The 17,292-nt window shown below is 45.5% G+C and carries 14 protein-coding genes; 13 read left to right on the plus strand and 1 reads right to left on the minus strand.

The genetic code is table 11. The features are described 5' to 3' along the window. Positions 1–474: 474 nt before the first annotated feature. Complete coding sequence (locus QUA24_RS05910) at positions 475–3,345, minus strand: diguanylate cyclase domain-containing protein (RefSeq protein WP_333227993.1); 2,871 nt, start codon at positions 3,343–3,345, stop codon at positions 475–477. Between the two features lie 516 nt (positions 3,346–3,861). Between QUA24_RS05910 and QUA24_RS05915 the strand changes: the two genes are divergently transcribed. From QUA24_RS05915 to remA, 13 genes are all read left to right on the plus strand, one after another. Continuing rightward, positions 3,862–4,545 (plus strand): methyltransferase domain-containing protein, encoded by a 684-nt coding sequence (locus tag QUA24_RS05915; RefSeq protein WP_333227996.1) that lies wholly within the window; start codon positions 3,862–3,864, stop codon positions 4,543–4,545. Between the two features lie 321 nt (positions 4,546–4,866). After that, positions 4,867–5,412: an RNA 2'-phosphotransferase gene (locus tag QUA24_RS05920; RefSeq protein WP_333227998.1), complete on the plus strand. Its 546-nt coding sequence runs from the start codon at positions 4,867–4,869 to the stop codon at positions 5,410–5,412. A gap of 71 nt (positions 5,413–5,483) precedes the next feature. Continuing rightward, positions 5,484–6,692 (plus strand): AAA family ATPase, encoded by a 1,209-nt coding sequence (locus tag QUA24_RS05925; RefSeq protein WP_333228000.1) that lies wholly within the window; start codon positions 5,484–5,486, stop codon positions 6,690–6,692. Continuing rightward, on the plus strand, positions 6,667–6,852 hold the full coding sequence (locus QUA24_RS05930; RefSeq protein WP_333228002.1) for a hypothetical protein: 186 nt from the start codon (positions 6,667–6,669) through the stop codon (positions 6,850–6,852). The genes QUA24_RS05925 and QUA24_RS05930 overlap by 26 nt, the downstream gene beginning before the upstream one ends. Before the next feature lie 423 nt (positions 6,853–7,275). Next, the gene (locus QUA24_RS05935) at positions 7,276–9,486 is read left to right on the plus strand and encodes a PAS domain S-box protein (RefSeq protein WP_333228004.1); all 2,211 of its coding nucleotides are present in this window, start codon (positions 7,276–7,278) and stop codon (positions 9,484–9,486) included. 26 nt (positions 9,487–9,512) lie between these two features. Next, on the plus strand, positions 9,513–9,806 hold the full coding sequence (locus QUA24_RS05940; protein ID WP_333228006.1) for a TIGR03792 family protein: 294 nt from the start codon (positions 9,513–9,515) through the stop codon (positions 9,804–9,806). Between the two features lie 162 nt (positions 9,807–9,968). Continuing rightward, positions 9,969–10,250: a hypothetical protein gene (locus QUA24_RS05945; protein ID WP_333228008.1), complete on the plus strand. Its 282-nt coding sequence runs from the start codon at positions 9,969–9,971 to the stop codon at positions 10,248–10,250. 234 nt (positions 10,251–10,484) lie between these two features. Continuing rightward, the gene (locus QUA24_RS05950) at positions 10,485–10,805 is read left to right on the plus strand and encodes a hypothetical protein (RefSeq protein WP_333228010.1); all 321 of its coding nucleotides are present in this window, start codon (positions 10,485–10,487) and stop codon (positions 10,803–10,805) included. A 333-nt stretch (positions 10,806–11,138) separates the two neighbouring features. Continuing rightward, positions 11,139–11,615, plus strand: coding sequence for a type II toxin-antitoxin system antitoxin SocA domain-containing protein (locus QUA24_RS05955; RefSeq protein WP_333228012.1), 477 nt, complete (start codon positions 11,139–11,141; stop codon positions 11,613–11,615). After that, positions 11,596–11,919: a hypothetical protein gene (locus QUA24_RS05960; protein ID WP_333228014.1), complete on the plus strand. Its 324-nt coding sequence runs from the start codon at positions 11,596–11,598 to the stop codon at positions 11,917–11,919. Before QUA24_RS05955 ends, QUA24_RS05960 begins: the two co-directional genes overlap by 20 nt. Before the next feature lie 939 nt (positions 11,920–12,858). After that, a complete protein-coding gene (locus tag QUA24_RS05965) occupies positions 12,859–13,695 on the plus strand; it encodes a hypothetical protein (protein ID WP_333228016.1) in 837 nt (278 codons plus the stop codon). Between the two features lie 180 nt (positions 13,696–13,875). Then, positions 13,876–15,978 carry a M3 family metallopeptidase gene (locus QUA24_RS05970; RefSeq protein WP_333228018.1) on the plus strand — a complete coding sequence of 701 codons (2,103 nt, stop codon included), beginning with the start codon at positions 13,876–13,878 and terminating at the stop codon, positions 15,976–15,978. Positions 15,979–16,964: 986 nt separating this feature from the next. Next, positions 16,965–17,231: an extracellular matrix/biofilm regulator RemA gene (gene remA / locus QUA24_RS05975; RefSeq protein ID WP_333046047.1), complete on the plus strand. Its 267-nt coding sequence runs from the start codon at positions 16,965–16,967 to the stop codon at positions 17,229–17,231. Positions 17,232–17,292: the final 61 nt, after the last annotated feature.

Raw genomic sequence — 17,292 nt, forward strand, 5'->3', positions numbered from 1 at the left:
TTTATCTTGCACTTTATTCTCGATTGCGCGCTCGAAACCCAGGGCACGCAATATGCGCTCGATTATTCAGCAAGCCCTAACTATGAACTCAACCTTTCAGAATGACTTTTGCAAGAGGTCTAAAATACGTACCCAGCAACAGGGCGATGACACCGCTGAAGACTTCATGTTCTTGCGAAACTGCCAAGATTCATACCTCACATTTGAAATAAAAAAGTCGGAGGCCGGGGGAGTCAGAAAATTCCTGCTCGATTAGCTTGAATTGTTGCTAATCAATCCCGGAGTGAATTAGGCGCTGGTCTTTTGGTTTGTCTAAGGTTGCTGTCATGGCACGACCTCGTTTAACTATTTTATAGTAATTTGAATTCGCCCAACTTTGGAATCACATTGGTATGGTGCGTCTGACACAAAAAAATTGTTTAAATCGAAACGATAGATTTCTGACGCACCATACAAGTGGATTTAACTATTATATTATCCTTGAAATGTGGCAACCGAAACCCGATCGCGCCCTGCTTCTTTAGCCCGATAAAGCGACTCATCGGCCATCGCAATTAGCTCCCCCGGCTGCGATCTCGCCCCTGGAATGCAGCAAGCTACACCCAAACTCAGCGTCACATATTCGCTGACAGCAGACTTAGCATGAGGTATTTGCAAACCTCGCACCTGTCGTGCGATCATTTCAGCTACGCAAGTCGCACCTTCAATATCCGTATTCGGCAAAACTACTACAAATTCCTCTCCACCGTAACGCGCCACTAAATCTGCCGCTCGCTTTACCGACTGCTGGATCACCGTCGCCACTTGCCGCAAACATTCATCCCCCGCTTGGTGACCATAAGTGTCGTTGTAAAGTTTGAAATAATCAATGTCGCACATAATCAAAGACAGCGGTGCTTCTTCCCTTGCCAAACGCCGCCATTCCGTATCGAGGTATTCATTAAAAGAGTGGCGGTTTCTTACCTCAGTCAAACTGTCGTAATTTGCCAAATACTGCAAGGCTCGATTCACTGTTTCTAACTGCTGTTTCTGCTGCTGCAACTGACGGTTGAGTTCCGCCAACTGCTGTTCGGCTGAGTGCGATCGCAACAAATTTCTCACCCTAGCGAGCAATTCCCTCTCGTCAAAAGGCTTTGAAATATAATCGTCAGCACCTGCATCCAAACTTTCGATTCGAGCTTCCATCCCCGATCGCGCTGTCAAAAAGATTACCGGAGTAGATTTCAATTCTGGCGTGTTCCGAATCTCCTTGAGCAAATCGAGTCCGTTTTGCCGGGGCATGATTTGGTCGCTAACAATCAAATTTGGCTGCAAACTTTTGGCTTTTTCTAAACCTTCAACGCCGTCCATCGCCACAGCGACTCGATAGTACGGAGTTAATAAAGTTTGGAGGTAAGCCAGCAGAAAATTGTTGTCTTCTACTACCAGCAACAAAGGTAATTCTCTACTGTCACTTGTTAATTGTTCCAGATAATTTTTGTCGTCAAAACTGTTAGGTTCCGGCAGCGTGGCCTGGGGTGTGGCCGCCCGGATATTTCCCGAACCCCACTCTCCGGAGCCGAATTCAGTCAGTCCAGCCAATTGGGCGATCGCACTCACCAACTGATTCGCTTCCACCGGCTTCGACAAATGCCTCTGAAACCCCGCCTCCAGCGCTTCGGCCGAATCTTCTTCCTCAATCCCTCCCGTCAGCGCCACGGCCGGCAGCAGTTCCCTGTGCTCGGACATTTCCATTGCTCTGATGCGGCGGATTAAATCGCAGCCGTCGGCTCCCGATACCGTCATATCGCTGACCAACACGTCGGGGCGCGACTGTTGCAACTCCGCCATCGCTTCGGCGGCGCTACCCACCGCTGTTACCTTGGCTCCAAATGCTTCGAGGCCAGTTTTGAGAAATTGCCGGATCTCGGCGCTACTTTCCACCACCAGGACTTGCTTTCCCGCTAGGGGTTTGGAAACCGATCCGGGTCTGCTTTCCCTTTGGGCGATCGCAGCAGTGCGATCGCCGGGTGCATTTTTGTTGGCAATCGGTAGTAGCACCCCAAAGGTCGCCCCCTGACCGATACCGGGACTCGAAGCCCAAACACTTCCCCCGTGCAGTTCCACCAACTGCTGCACAATTGAGAGCCCCAGCCCCAGCCGATTTTGTTCCTTGGTCTGGAAGTTATCTGCGGGGCGGAAGTAGTCAAAAATGTGCGGCAGAAATTTCGGATCGATGCCGCAACCGCTGTCGCTGACCTGAATCAAGACGCCCGACTCAGTAGGCTCGATTCGCACTTGAATTGGGTATGGTGTCGCTTCTGGGGTGAATTTTATGGCGTTTGCAAGGAGGTTCCAGACTACTTGCTGCAAGCGTTCTGCATCTGCCAAAACAGGGCTGATGGTGGGGTCGAAATGTTTTTCTACGCGGAGGTTTTTGGCATCGGCGGCGGGACGGAGGGTGTCAATCGCAGATTCTATGATAGACGGGAGGTGAACTTGGCCGATGTTCAGGCACATTTTCCCTCGCAGCAACCGCGAGAGGTCGAGGAGATTGTCTATTTGTCGGTTTTGTAATTTGGCGTTGCGCTCGATGATTTCCAAAGCGTGGCTGGTGGTGGCTTCGTTTAAATTGCGCGATCGAGCTAGCTGTGCCCATCCCAAAATCGCACTCAGGGGTGATCGCAGTTCGTGGGAGGCGATCGCCAGAAATTCGTCTTTTGCCCGGTTGGCTTCGGCTTGGGCTGCTTCAACGGCTTTGCGATCGGTGATGTCGAATCCGATCGCCAAATACTGACAGGGTTTTCCCTTACAGTCCAACAGTGGAACTACTGCTGCGTACACCCAATAATCACTTCCATTCTTGGCTTTATTCTGAATATCTCCTTGCCAAATTTCACCCTTGGCAACAGTTGATAGCAGATTTTTGATGATTTCCGAAGATTTATATTCCGAATGGAGGATGCCGAAGTGGCAGCCGATTAGTTCGGCTTGCGAATAGTTGGTGATTGAGCAAACTCGTTCGCTGACATAGTTGATAATTCCTCGCGCGTCCGTCCTCACCGCAAGTGTCGATCGGTCGATCGCTCTTTTAAAATCTAAACATTCTTGTAGCGACCAATCTAGTTCTTTTGTCGTAGAAATTTGACCGAGCCGATCGGACGCGTTTTGTTGCTGGCGATCGGGCTTATCCTTACTCCGTTGTTGGATTTCCATTGCTTCTATTTTCCCCTGACGGCTGACACCTAATCTACTCGCATCCTGATTCATTATCACAATTTTCTTTCCCGCATCGGCGGGTGTAATATTTTGTATCTCTTCATCTTCCTGAAAAATTGGCAGGCACCACATCCACTCGGGAGTCACCTTAATTTTTGTTTATAGTTGGCTAAAGTTTGTCAATCTGAGGACTGATTTTTTCATGTCTAGCCGATCGTCGGCTGGTGGCTCATTCCTTTTTATCTGGTATTTTTTATATTTTACTAAGGGGAATCACTGAGAATTTTATGGTGTGGAGCACACACCGACAGTTGCATTCTTGTTTGAAACGGGTATCATAACCGTCAACTTTTTGCTCACAATTACTCCTAGTATCTGGCACCAAGTCTCGTCTTTGGCAGGCTTTCGCGTCTGTGGCATTCTGCCTCATCTGCACTGAATGAGATATATGTGCATGACTAGACAGTTCCCAAATCAGGGGCGGGTTTGGGCGCACAAAGTCCCTATCTGGCGATCGTCCGTAACTTCTTTTAAATTATTTTCTTCAACATCTTGACAGGTTTGTATATTTTTTGTATTATAAAATGTAATATGCCTTCAGAGAAGAGAACCGGCTAACTGCCTTGACGCACTCAACTATTAACAATTTGAGGAAAATCGTCTGTGAATTTAGACGCTGTACGCGAGCAATTTGAACAAAGAGCATTTGATTATGACGGCTTAATTCCCCGCCTCATTCCGCGCTATCGCGAACAACACGATGTAATATTGCAGTTAATCCCTTCTGAAACTAATGCTAACATAAAAGTTCTGGACTTAGGCGCGGGAACTGGCATACTGTCGGCTCTGATTCTGCAAGCATTTCCTCAAGCAAAAGTCCTAGCCTTTGACATGGCCCAAAATATGCTGAAAACTTGCCAAACAAACTTGTCCGCTTTCCGAGAACGGCTGACCTTGCAGCAAGGAAACTTTGCCGAAGATGATTTCGGCAGCGGTTACGATTTGGTAGTTTCAGGCTTGGCAATCCACCACCTCGACAACGCAGGTAAACAACAGCTATTTCACAAACTTTTCCACTCGATGAATCCAGGGGGAATCTTGGTAATTCGAGATATTGTGACAGGTGCTACTCCCCGGCTGACTGAGCAATACGAACAGTTGTGGCGGCAGTACATGAAAGCTAACGGAGAAGACGATGCAGCATGGTTTCAAAAATATCGAGAAGAAGATATTCCCTCCTCTGTTGAAGAGCAGACAAAGTGGCTTGCAGAAGCTGGTTTTGCCGACGTAGGATGTCACTGGCGCTATCTAAATTTTGCTGTTTTTGGCGGATTTATCCCAAGGTAGAAGGCATTCGACAGAATGCAGAGTTTTTTGATAATTATCAAAAGATAAAACTCGTGAAAAATTGCATCCCGAACAGTTTTTGGTCCCCGGACGCAGAACCTAATTATGTAGGTGCTTAAGGGCCCAGATTACCGCTATAATTCGCGCGTAAGACATTTTTAGATCCGGGAATTATTTTCCGAAAACCTGTTGAGTCAGGTTCACTTAAGCGCCCTCTGGCAGTGCAAACAGATTCAACAAACCCGCCTCCCATCAACAAGATAACCCGTTATTGACATTTTGTAAAAGGTGATTTAAAAGCTCAATAAATAAAGTAAAACTATGAACGATTCTCGATTAGTAAAAATCAGCAGATATCTCAGCAAACACCTGCGTCACGCCCCCTCGCGCATCGGCATTGAACTCGCTCCCGGTGGCTGGGTTCCTGTTAGCGAACTCCTCGATGCGTGCCAAAAAAATAACTTTACCCTTCAGCTTGCAGAACTCAAGAAAGTAGTGGCACAAAACGACAAGCAGCGCTTTTCATTTGACTCCACAGGCACTCTAATTCGTGCCAACCAAGGACACAGTGTAGAGGTTGACTTGCAGTTAGAACCCGCGGTTCCCCCGGATATTTTATATCACGGAACAGGTAGCACCGCCGTCGAGTCTATTCTCAGTCAAGGAATTAGGAAAATGTCGCGGCATCATGTTCATTTGTCCGTGAATATCCAGACGGCACGCCAAGTAGGTGCAAGACATGGCATCCCGGCAGTCTTTACTGTAGATGCCGCAGCAATGCAACGCGACGGTCATACATTTTACTGCTCGGTAAACAAAGTTTGGCTAGTAGATTGTGTGCCGCCAGCTTATCTCAAAATAAGTTGATAATTTTCACTTTTTTTGTTGAACGTGTACCACAAAAAATGTAAAATAAGAGTAAGTAGGAGTTTGGCAAAATGAGTGCGGAAGATATGGGCGATCGCGAAAACAATTTTCATCAAAACAATTCTCCAAATAGAGGTCTGCTAGGATCGGGTTGGCGACCTTTTTACCGTCAATTAGATTGGGAACATCTGGTACATTTAGCGTCTAGCGATCCCTTAGAACTAGCTCAAAAAACTTTAGGGGTAGCTAGCGACCTTGCCGACGCAATGGGACGACACCAATATACTTGGTGGGCAAATATGTTAAATGTATTCTCGGAAAATACTCGCTACGAAATTGATGAATTTTGGGATTACATTACTCCGCAGCCAGTTTACCCGGATTACCGCTACAAAGACGTTTTAGTTACCGAAACGCCTGTGGTGCAATTAGTCAGCCGCGCTAGCATTCCCATCGACTACGTTCTCAACAAACTCCAAGAGATTACTGTTTTCAAGGTTCTGGATTTGCTAGGGAAACCGGATGCAATTACCCAGTCTTTTATGGAGCGACATTTTTCTTATCCCCCAGAGCGGTTTGTTAGCTGGGAACGCTTGGAAGTTTTGGGTACTGTTTATGCTTCTTGGGTTCGATTCGGCTGCTGGCTACAAATTGACAGCTACGACAGGGGAAGACGCTGCTACACTCTAATTTGCCAAGATATTGCGCCTCTCGTTAGCAAGGCAACTTACAATTTAGCGGTGATTCTGGGCGGGTACAAAAGCCGCGTCGGACAGGTTCACAGCCAGTTCTCAATTCGCACGTTTTCTGCAGAGGTTCAAAGTTTTACCGATACAGTTCAGCAGGCAATTTTGGATCAAAATCAGTTGGCTGTTTTGGTTAGTGGCGAACCGGGCACGGGCAAAACTGCTTGGACGCAAGCGGTAGCAAAGGAAATTTTAGTGCCGCTGGGTTATGTGATTTTTATCTTAGACCACGATGCTGTGGAAAATTTTGTGCCGCCGAGTTATTTAGAGCGAATTTGTATTATTATCAACGAGGCTGATAATTTGGCTCAAGATCGATCGACTGCAGAAGCACAACGCACTAACAAAACTGAACACATTTTGAGTTTGCTGGATGGAACTTTGTATCAAAGCGTTATCGACGAAAACGGCATTCAATTTCAGCAAAAACTCGTAGTTTTGATGACTTGCAACACCACTGAAAGATTAGATCCTGCAATGTTACGGAAAGGAAGAGTGGATTTTACCAGTGAATTTACGCACAAATTTGTTTGAGCGCTCTCTTGCATTCTCAAGCTATCTGGCGATCGCACTGGCTACACGATCTCATACCATGTTCGATGTGGGATTTTCAATTAAAGAATTGGGAATGACTGAGGAAGCTCATGGTTTGGCTCACGGGCCTACAGTTGCATTCTTTTGGGAACTTGTCTAAAATACCCAACAATCACTAGGAAATCTTCTGACTCTCAAAGTGTGGGGAAAATTTCTTGAGTACCTATAGACCCATTGGTGTCACCAATCGTCTACAACCCTTTTTCTCTCTCGTTTTTTGCCTAGTCTCGCTGCCCTCTTGGGCCCCGGAATAGTCGGGAGAGAGAAGATCTCACTCCAGTCCCTTCCGACTATTTGGGGGGCGCCGGCGTGATCTATGCCTCATCGTCAAACAGCAGGCGGGCACTACCTTTAGCCTTAAGTTGATAGCAATGCCTATAGACATATCCCCATCAAAAATGATATCAATGATGGGTGATACCCTCTAAGGGTATTGTCCGAGAGAGGAAATCAGGGAAAAACAGCATTTTTGGTCTCAAACAGAATTTTTCAAACTTGACAGCTATGGAGGAAATCCCAAACCGTGCAAACTAAGCCAGTTCAGCAAAAAAGTCAGGGACTGGGAAGGTACGTTGACGGGAATGTCCCTATCGCCCAACAACCCGCAGAGGCAACCGTGTCCGAGAGTAAAGAGCGATTTCGGCGGTTTGTGGAGCGCTCCGCCGAAGCCGTGGCAATGGTAGATTGTGAAATGCGCTATCTGTCGGTTTCCCGTCGCTGGGAAACAGATTGCGGGTGGGGCGACGGCGAGGCGCTCGGCCGCTCTCATTGGGAACTGTTCCCGAATCTCCCGGAATATTGGGAGCAAAATGCCCAGGCTTGTTTGACGGGAGTTTTGAAATATAGCGAGTTTGTGGCAGGGCGATCGATCGCATCTGTATCAGGAAAAACCGCAAGCGGCTCTGTCAGCGAGTCGGTAAGATGGGTATTTCAACCTTGGAAAAATAGCGAAGGTGCGATCGGCGGTTTGATTTTGTTTGCATCTAAGATAGGTGAGGCTCCCGCTCAAACCAATTGCTCTAATAAATTTCAGTCCGAGGTCAAATGCAAGCAATTAGAAACAATACCAGAACTAACTCAAATTGCCCTCGAAAATGCTGCTGATACAATCTTTTTTAGTACCTCAGACGGTCAAATTTGCTACGCGAACAAAGCCGCTTCCCATCTTTTTGGTTACTCGGAATCGGAACTGCTAAACATGAGGGTTAGCGACATCGATTCGCAGTTGCCAGCATCGGATTGGCGAGAACACTGGGCTCAACTAAAGCAGCAAACCAACCTGACTTTTGAAACCAGTTACAAAACCAAAGACGGCGCCAGTTTTTCCGTCGAAGTTAAAGTCAATTATTTAGAATACGGCGGCTGCGAATACCGCTGCGCGATCGCTCGCGACATTTCCGCTCGCCAAGTAGCAGAATCAGCACTTGTAGAGGCAAAAGAGCAACTTCAAGCCGTTTTGGACGCGGTGCCGGGATTAGTTTCTTGGGTAAGTTCAGATTTACGCTATTTGGGAGTAAACCGACATTTAGCTAGCGCTTATAAAATGCCATCCGAACTATTTACCGGTCAAAAAGTAGGTTTTTTAGATACAAGTCCCAAATTTAATGATTTAGTATACGATTTCTTTGGCAGCCATAAAAAAAAGACATCTCAAGAAGTAACAGCGAGCATCAGAGGAGAAAATAAAACTTATCTAATAGTAGCTCAAAAATACCATAACAATACGGCGGCGGTATTTGTGGGATTGGATATTACAGAAAGCAAACAGTCTCTTTTAGCTTTGCAAGAATCAGAAGAACGCCTGCGACAACAAGCGGCTAAATTAGAGCAGACGCTGTTAATTTTGCAGCAAACTCAAACTCAACTGATTCAAACAGAAAAGATGTCATCTCTGGGGCAGTTAGTAGCAGGAATCGCGCACGAAATCAACAATCCAGTTAGTTTTATTTCCGGCAATGTCAGCCACGCCACTGGCTATATTCACGAACTGCTGCGAACGATCGACTTTTACCAAAAGTATTATCCGCATCCCGTGCCGGAAATTCAAGATTTCATGGAAGAATTAGACTTAGACTTCATCAAAAAAGACTTGCCAAAACTGCTAAATTCAATGAAAGTCGGTTCGGAAAGGATTCGTGATGTCGTGCGATCGCTCCGCTTGTTCTCGCGTACCGACGAAGCCCAAATGAAGCCTGCTGATATCCACGAGGGTTTGGACAGCACTTTGCTGATCTTGCAAAATCGCCTGCAAGCTAAAGGGGGACGGCCGGGGATTTCTCTAGTTAAAGAGTACGGGGATTTGCCGCGAGTTCACTGCTATGCGGGACACTTAAACCAAGTGTTCATGCACTTGTTGACAAATGCGATCGACGCTTTGGAAGAAGGGGGGAGAAATGCCGAAAATTATGGTAAAATTCAAAATCAGTCTTACTTGTCTTCAGCTAAGCCGAGCTCTGAAATATTCAATCCTGAAATTCGGATTCGGACTTTTGTGGTAGGGGAAAACGAAGTTGCAATCGCCATTAGTGACAATGGCCCTGGCATGACTGAGGAAGTCCTCGACTGCATCTTTGACCCTTTGTTTACCACTAAAGGTCAGGACACGAGCACAGGTTTGGGTCTAGCAATATCCCAGCATTTAGTAGTAGAAAAGCACGGCGGTAAGTTGCACTGTGTTTCGCGTCCGGGAGAGGGAACGGAGTTGATCATTAAAATTGCGATCGGCAACGATTAATTAGCTATTTACAAATAGGAAATAAGATGGTAATTGAGTGGCTGAAATTTAAAGTACCTCAAGAAAAGTGGGAGCAGTTTATTCAGCGAGATCAGGAAGTTTGGACGGAGGGACTAAAAAGTTGGGACGGTTTTTTAGGCAAAGAAATTTGGGTAGATCCGGTGGAAAATGAGGTGGTGATGTTGATTCGCTGGGAAACTAGGGAGAAGTGGAAATCGGTTCCGCAAAGCACAATAGATGAGTTGGATGGGAAAATGGGCGATTTGCAAATTGCGATCGCCGAAAGTCGCGAATATCAAGTTCGCAAGTTTTTGCATTAGTTAATCAGCAGTCAGTTGATCGTGTTAATTTTTGAAAGATTAATCATACGTTTTACCTTGATTGTACCGCAGACATCGATTTGGTATTTGGTGTGAAGGGCGATCGCTCTCGGTACAATCATTGCAGTGTTGGGTATTTGGTGTTAGGGGCGATCGGTCTTTATGCGTGAGGGGCGCTCGCTCTTAGTAGAATCATCGCAGTGTTGGGTATTTGGTGTGAAGGGCGATCGCTCTTTATGCGTGTTCGGGCGCTCGATCTCGGTAGAATTATTGCAGTGTTGGGTATTTGGTGTGAAGGGCGATCGCTCTTTATGCGTGTTCGGGCGATCGCTCTGGGTACAATCATCGTACTGTTTGGTATTTGGTGTGAGGGGCGATCGCTCTTTATGCGTGTTCGGGCGATCGCTCTCAGTAAAATCGTCGCAGTGGAAGGGTTGCTATTGATAAGATTGTGATGAGAAAAAGAGATGGGATTTTGGCGTTGCTGAATACAGCTAGGAATTCAGATTTCCCAATTGCTATAAGCCCAGTCTGGTGAGTTTTGTAACTTCCGATAAAAGTTGATTCATACGGTGAATCAGCAACGCCGAAATTCTCAGATATAAAAGATTAACAGAAATAGATAACTGCGAAATACTCATTCACCGCTACCAAGGCAATCCGTTATGGTTAAAAAGCGTGGCGACTTTGATTCAAGAGTTGGGAATCGGCGCGACTGAGTTATTAATAGATGATATCATAGTGTTACCCGAAGATTTAAAAAATGTTTTACAGCAGCAGTACGATCGCACTTCCGAACTAGAAAAACAAGTCATGTCATTGTTGGCGACAGCAAACCAGCCAGTCAACTTCGCCAAATTGCTACTACAAAATGCACAAATATCATCATCCGATTTGCTAAACGCATTGCAATCTCTATCGCGGCGCTGCTTGATCGAAAAAGAAGCAAGTCTTTACACTTTGTCACCTGTACTGAAGCAATATATCAAAGGATTGTAACGGAGATATGGCACAATTCTCGATAAATCTTTTAGGAACAGGCATCTTGCCTGTTCCACAATAAAATTCATCTTTTGTGGAACGGGCCGGAGAGCCCGTTCTTGAGAATGATGCGAGATTGTGGGTTTTAGGCAATTATTGTTGGTGAACCCGACCCTACAATTTTTTGACAGAGGGTAAGATTTCAGTTATACCCAATCCGGCTTAAATACCTCCTTTATTTCTTAGTCTGCAGAGGCAGACTTTGTTTAACAAGAAGCGGTTTCAACCGCCCCATCATAAAGAGTGGTGACTGTGCTATCATAGAATACAAAACTTATTGAGTCGAGTTATATGACCACAATAACTACAGTCACAACAGCCTCAAAACTCGCTGATTACTACATCTGGTTTGCGAATGATGTAGGCTCCTATCTCAGCAACCACAAGCTACAAAAACTCTTGTACTACGCCCAAGCATGGTATTTAGCCTTTGAAGATACACCGCTTTTTGATGAAGATTTTGAAGCTTGGGTGCACGGGCCGACTATCCCGGCTTTATTTTATGAATACAAAGAACAATTTGACTGGAAGCCAATTCTGAAAGAAGTCGAAAAACCAGATTTTCTCGAAGAAGTACAAGAGTTTTTAGACGAGTTAGCTGACGATTATTTCTTCCGGGACGCTTATGAGTTAGAATTGATGGTTCGACGTGAAGACCCTTGGATTAATGCTAGAGGTGAGTTGCCAAGAGATGAACCTTCTCATGCTATTATTACGAAGGAATCAATGCGAGAATTTTACAAAACCCGTGTCATCGAAGAAGCATAAAAAAAGACAATATACAGATATTCGTCGTCAGCCATCTTCCGCACCAAGAGAGGTTGTGAAAATACAAATATCGGAAGGAGTTAGTTTTTCTTTCAGGTATTATCAGGATGATAAAGATAAGTTTTCAATTGGCGGTAGAGATGCTAAGTATCTAGCGTCTTTACTGAGAAGGCTGCGCGATTTGTCACAATTGAACGCTCAAGAAATTATCAATAATCAAAGTAAAAGTCTGCGCTGTCATGGCATAGTTTGGAAAATACTACTGAACCTAATGGCTTTGGGATTCCCAATGAAGATATCCTAATCAATATCCCCTACCAGTTTCAAATATCTGCTAATGAATACGGCAGGGTGCATGGCTTTTTTAGTGAAAATGTTTTTTATATTGTCTGGCTAGACCCCGACCACAATCTTTACAGTTGAAATTATAGCCGAAGGAAGAAGGAAGAAGGAAGAAGGAAGAAGGAAAAAGGAAGAATGCAATTCAAACCAATGAGTTCGTGCTTAAGATTCGAGACTTCTTGAAGCAGTTGGGAATCTCAAACAGTCTGGGACTCACTCCGACTAAAGAAACCGGGTTTTTTACCTAATCTGCAGGCTGCGACGCAAGTATTTTTGTAAAAAAAACGGGTTTGTTAACCCATGCGTAAGCCCTAATTTTAAGAAAATTTTGCATACAGAGCGGAAATAAAATTAACGCTTAAAAAGCCTACTCCTAGTACAAGAAGGATAAAGATGGCGATACTGAAAATAGACTTTAGCCGATCGCCAATTCCGGGTTTTTCTGAGTTCATTGGTCAATTTTTGCAGTAAATTTGAGAGGGGCAATTGAGAAAGAGTAGATTATACCAATGCGCGAACAAAAAGGCAACTTCCGACAAGCTCCAAACCACGATCGCCCTCAGTAGGTCGCATTTTTTTAACTTTTAATCTAAAATCTCAAATCTCAAATAGTCTTAGGCATTGTTCGGTTAGCCTGGACAGCTATTGTCGATCGCCCGAACCCGATCGCGCTAACTCCTGTAAAATAGAGAGCGCGTTGGGGCCAACCTTTTAACAGCCGGAATTGGGCGCGATCGTCACAGGCTCCCAAATACATAATAATATGGCAGTCATCCTTAACTTACTCACAAAGGTAAAAATAGAAGAGTGCCAAGAAATAATCTAAAACATATAACTGAAAAAAGGATAGAAATCGATGCTCCACCCAATCTCGCAACCTTACCAACAACGAGTAAATACTATGACCCAAAGAGCCGTGCGGAAGCCAAAACCCTCTGTTGCAAACCACTTGAGACCAAGTTTTCCTCAAAGGCACTGGCTGGAGATGGCAGAGTACGCCTCTCTGGCGGCCTCTGGTGTGGGTTCCCTGGCGGTGGCAGTGTCGGGCCAAGCTTTTTACGGGGTGGCTCCCCTAACTTTGGCTTTGTCGCTGAATGTTGCTAACCGATATCGCTTCGAGCAGCAAGTGCGGGTGCATCAAAATTCGGAAATGGCCCAAGTCCAAAAGTCTGTCAATAAAGTCGAAAAAACGGCGGTGACGGTAATTGTTAAATTACGCAAGCAGTTGTCTGCAGATATTGCAGCGCTGCGTCAGCAAATGGCTGCAATGCCTAGGGCTGAGGGCTTTGAGGAGTCGATCGATATCCAGCGGCAGTTGCTGAGTTTAGGAGAGTCGGTAGCTTCTTTGCAAGAAATCGTGGCCTCTGCTGTGCTCGATGTCCGCCAGCAGGTGAGCCAACAACTGCAAGATTTATCGGTTGGCCAATCGGCGAATCTCCAAGCTGTGGAACAGGCTATAGAGCAACTGCAAATCGCCACGCAAGGCTTGGCAGAAACCTCTATCAGCCGAGACGACTGGGAAGTAGTAAATACTCGATTTTTGGAAATCCAGAAAGTCATGGCGAATTTGCAAAGCCAACTGCTAGCTCCTGCACACCAATCGAGTGCGGATTTGTCTCTGGTCCAAGCTCAAATCCACCGTTTGGAACACGAGCAGCAAGAAGTTGTCAAACCTCACCTCAAGCGCTTAATCTCAGTTGTCAAGGAGTTGCAGCACACACCAGAGAATCGTCAGTAGTCATTAGTCAGCAGTCATTAGTCATCAGTCATAAGGAATACTTTTCCCCTGAGACACTGAGACACTCTCCGACTCTCCGACTCACGCCCGATCGAGTCCTACTTTTTCGACAACTGTGTTAAAAGATTAAAAGCTAATCTGTCTAGTTCACCTGTTTTCAACCTGTTACAAGAAAATTAAATGACTGCAACCGTAACTATTGCTGATAACCCGTTACTAATCGGTCAAGGATTGCCTCCATTTGACGCGATCGAACCACAACACGTAGTCCCCGCTGTTACTCAACTGCTGACCGAACTAGAAGCCTCGCTAGCTGACTTAGAATCGTCTGTAGAACCGACTTGGAGCGGCTTAGTAGAACCATTGCAGCGACTCGGAGAGCGTTTAAATTGGAGCTGGAGCATTGTCGGACATTTGATGGGCGTAAAAAATAGCCCGGAACTGCGATCGGCTCACGAAACAGTGCAGCCGGAAGTAGTAAAATTTTGGAGCAAGCTCAGTCAAAGCAAACCGCTTTATGAAGCTTTTAAAGCACTGCGGGCTAGTGAAAATTGGGACAGCTTAGAGTCAGCTCAAAAGCGAATTGTCGAAGCCGCTCTCCGAGACGCCCAACTTTCCGGCGTCGGTTTAGAAGGCGAGCAAAAAGAGCGTTTTAATGCCATTCAATTAGAATTGGCCGAAATTACTACCCAATTTTCCAATCACGTCCTCGACGCTACCAAAGCATTCAGCATCACCCTCACAAACAAAGACGAAATTGACGGTTTGCCACCGAGTTTGTTGAGTTTAGCAGCTCAAGCCGCTCGCAGCGCGGGCGAAGAAAATGCGGATGCCGAAAACGGCCCTTGGCGGATTACTTTAGACTTTCCGAGTTACGGCCCTTTCATGCAGCACAGCACCCGCAGTGACTTGCGCGAAAAGTTGTACAAAGCTTTTATCGGCAGAGCAAGTAGCGGAGAATTGAATAACTGGCCGTTGACCGATCGCATTTTGGCTTTGCGTCAGGAAAAAGCTGCTTTGGTCGGGTTTAGCAGTTATGCCGAATTGAGCTTGGCGAGCAAAATGGCTCCCGACGTGACAGCAGTGGAAGCTTTGTTAGAAGAATTGCGTCAGGCTAGTTATGATGCTGCTGTCAAAGATTTAGAAGAATTAAAAGCTTTTGCTGCCAAAAAAGGCGCGGCGGAAGGTGGAGATTTGAAGCACTGGGATATTGGTTTTTGGTCGGAACGGCGTCGGGAAGAAAAGTTTGCTTTTAGTGCCGAAGAATTGCGACCTTATTTTGCTTTGCCACAGGTATTAGAGGGGTTATTTGGATTAGTAAAACGCCTGTTCGGCGTGACAGTAACTGCGGCGGACGGTCAAACTCCTGTGTGGCACAAAGATGTGCGCTATTTCCAAATAAATGACGAAACAGGAAATACGATCGCCAATTTCTATTTAGACCCCTACAGTCGCCCCGAGGAAAAGCGCGGCGGTGCTTGGATGGACGAGTGCGTAGTGCGCGCTAAATTTGTGGAAGCGTCCAAGACAACCACGCGGTTGCCGGTGGCTTATTTGGTGTGCAACCAAAGTCCTCCGGTTGACGGCAAACCGAGTTTAATGACTTTCTTGGAAGTCGAAACTTTGTTTCACGAATTCGGTCACGGTTTGCAGCATATGCTGACAACGGTAGACTATCCGGGGGCTTCGGGCATCAATAATGTTGAGTGGGATGCGGTGGAATTGCCCAGTCAATTTATGGAAAATTGGTGTTACGACCGCGCTACTTTGTTCGGGATGGCAAAGCATTACGAAACCGGGGAAACTTTGCCGGAACACTACTACCAAAAACTGCTAGCAGCGCGCCACTACATGAGCGGCACCGTCATGCTCAGGCAAGTACATTTTAGCAGCGTTGACATCGAATTGCACCACCGCTATCGATCGGGCGGCAGCGAAACTGTGGCCGATGTCCGCAACCGCATCGCTAAAACTACCACCGTTTTGCCTCCTCTGGAAGAAGACGCATTTTTGTGCGCTTTCGGACACATTTTTGCGGGTGGCTATGCGGCGGGGTATTACAGTTACAAATGGGCGGAAGTGCTCAGCGCCGATGCTTTTGCGGCGTTTGAGGAAGCGGGTTTGGAAGATGAAAGTGCGATCGCATCTACAGGCAAGCGCTTCCGAGATACAGTGTTAGGATTGGGCGGCAGTTTGCACCCGATGGAAGTGTTTAAAACTTTCCGGGGACGCGAACCGAGCACTAAAGCTTTGTTGAGACACAGCGGTTTAGTTGCAGCTTAATTTAAGTGTGGAATAACTGGGGATTAATGCGGGTAAATTTATCTGCATTAATCCCAGTTTTTTGTTAACCAAAATTTACGCATATCCTGTATGTTTAGGGTGCGGTGTGAATGAAGTCTTACCGCTAGAATTTATATCAAATCAGGTAGCATCGGAATTATTCATCTCTCTGTTCTCTGACTCTGTCCTCTGCGGTTTAATCATTCCAGTTCAACCGGAATTCATCTCATGCGTAAAACCCCTTTCTGCCTAACTTTTGCTAAATTCAAAATTTTTGTAGTAAAAACTAAAGTACTCAGATTTTTCTACTAATCCCCCCAATTATTGCAACATATAATCCTGCGACCATCTGTAGGGAAACGGCAGTGCCGTGTCCGGCGCGAGACTCTGCAACTTTTCAGATTTGTTATAAAATTGATAATTGTAGCCACACTTTTTTATTGGTATTAATAAAACTCAAATTTTCACTACAAACCCATTTTATTGTAGAACATCATGCAATAAAAATCTGTAGTTTGGCACATCATCCCCCATCTTTTGGGAAAAAATCGGGCAAAAAGTGCGTTAGCGAAGCCCTCGAAGAGGATCGCCAGCGGCTTTTAGTTGAGCTTGGAAAGCTCATAAAACCAGCATTTGCGAATAGTTACTGTTATTGATCACTGATTATACTTAAGTTTCCCTCTCCCGGAAATCAAGTTTATATTTCGCAACATTTATCGGGTTTGGTCTGGATACAGGTAATGCTTTTATTAGCAACTAAAAATTGAGGAGTTTACCGAATCTTTAAGATAGAGCGGCAAGAGCGAGTCTTTTTTAAATTTTTGATAAAGAACCGGGTACTCGGCGTCAGAAGGGTAAAAAATTTAGGCAGAAACTAAAAAACTTAGTTGGGATTAATTTGAGGATTGTCATAAAAAATCTTTGTATATTATATGATCAAAAGTAAGGATTGATAGTTAGTCGTTCACCCATAGATTAAGATTTTCATGGATATTCAATTAATTAATATCGGTTTTGGTAACATTGTGTCTGCTAATCGAGTGATTGCCATTGTCAGTCCAGAGTCAGCGCCAATTAAGCGGATTATTACTGATGCGCGGGAGCGGGGACAACTGGTTGACGCAACTTACGGTCGCCGCACGAGAGCGGTAATTATTACAGATTCGAGTCACGTCATCCTCTCGGCGATTCAGCCGGAAACGGTTGCTAATCGTTTTGTGGTGAGTAAAGACGGTCAAGGTCGGGATGATTGAGGTTTGTCAGTTGCAATTTGAGCGTTTACAGTCTAAAGTAAGCAGAAACTTAAATTGTTAC

The organism is Microcoleus sp. Pol12B5 (assembly GCF_036701335.1).
Taxonomy (GTDB): Bacteria; Cyanobacteriota; Cyanobacteriia; order Cyanobacteriales; family Microcoleaceae; genus Microcoleus.